The sequence below is a fragment of the Streptomyces sp. NPDC051172 genome (assembly GCF_040682555.1).
Classification (GTDB): Bacteria; Actinomycetota; Actinomycetes; order Streptomycetales; family Streptomycetaceae; genus Streptomyces.
Genome location: NZ_JBFBBE010000501.1, coordinates 1 through 1,021 on the forward strand (window position 1 = coordinate 1; position 1,021 = coordinate 1,021).

At 67.9% G+C, this 1,021-nt stretch carries 1 protein-coding gene; it reads left to right on the top strand.

From position 1 onward, the window contains the following. On the top strand, nt 1–643 hold a 643-nt coding region (locus AB0N07_RS52235; protein WP_365848189.1), incomplete at its 5' end, for an MFS transporter. Between the last annotated feature and the right edge of the window lie 378 nt (nt 644–1,021).

Genomic DNA, 1,021 nt, shown 5'->3' on the forward strand with positions numbered 1-1,021 from the left:
CCCTCCAGATACGAATGCGGCGCCTCAGCACCCGTTCCGGGACCTGGCCGAGGGATTCACGTACGTCCTCCGGACGCGCTGGGTGAGGAGCAGCGTCCTGTTCGCCGCCGTCATGGGCCTGGTGACGACCGGCGTCCTCGAGGTGCTGCTGCCGGTGCTGCTGCGCGACGGCCACGAGAACGGTGCCGCGGTCTACGGGGCGGTGCTGGCGGCGCTGGGCGTCGGCGGGCTGGTCGGCTCGCTGATTGCTGGCGGCATGGAGGCGCCGCGGCGGTTCCTGCCCGTAATGGTGGGAGTCTGGGCTCTGGCATGTGTCCCGCTGGCCCTGCCTGCTTGGACGCTGAACCCCTGGATCATCGGGGCCGGTCTGATGCTCTACGGGGCCGGCATCGGAGTGGGCATGGTGATCTGGGGGACCGTCCTCCAGGCGCACGTGCCCTTGGACATGCTCGGACGGGTGGCGAGCCTGGACTTCTTCGTTTCGATCGCGTTCATGCCGCTGTCCGTCGGGCTCGTGGGGGCGGTCTCCGCCACCGTCGCCCCAGGAGCACTGTTCGTGGCCGCGGGGATGGTCCCGCTGGCCTTGGCCGGCGTCCTGGCACTGGCCGGGCAACTGCGTTCCGACGAGCCCCACGCGGCGTGACTCGTGCCTCGCGGCGGGGTCGGGCGATGGCTCGGCCCCACCACGCGGCAGGGGGCGCCCCCTGCTGTTCCGACGCTTCAATCGACGCGCCCACTCAGGAGGCCCGCGTGCGTCCCCTGGCCCTCACGGCGCGTAGTCGCACGATGGCACCAAGTTCATTGCTGGTCACATCACGCTCCGTCAAGAGGCGAGGTGTGCGCTGTTCTATGAAACATAGATGCGCGTCTGTGAAATTGTCGAGATGCAGCGAAGATTTCGCAGGACACTCGCTGAACCTTTCACAGAGCAAAACATTCAACGGGGTCGGCGAAAAGTAGCCCTGAACCACCCGCGGTGCGACCAAAGTCGCCGGCCAGTACATCTAGCGAGGTTCCGCCC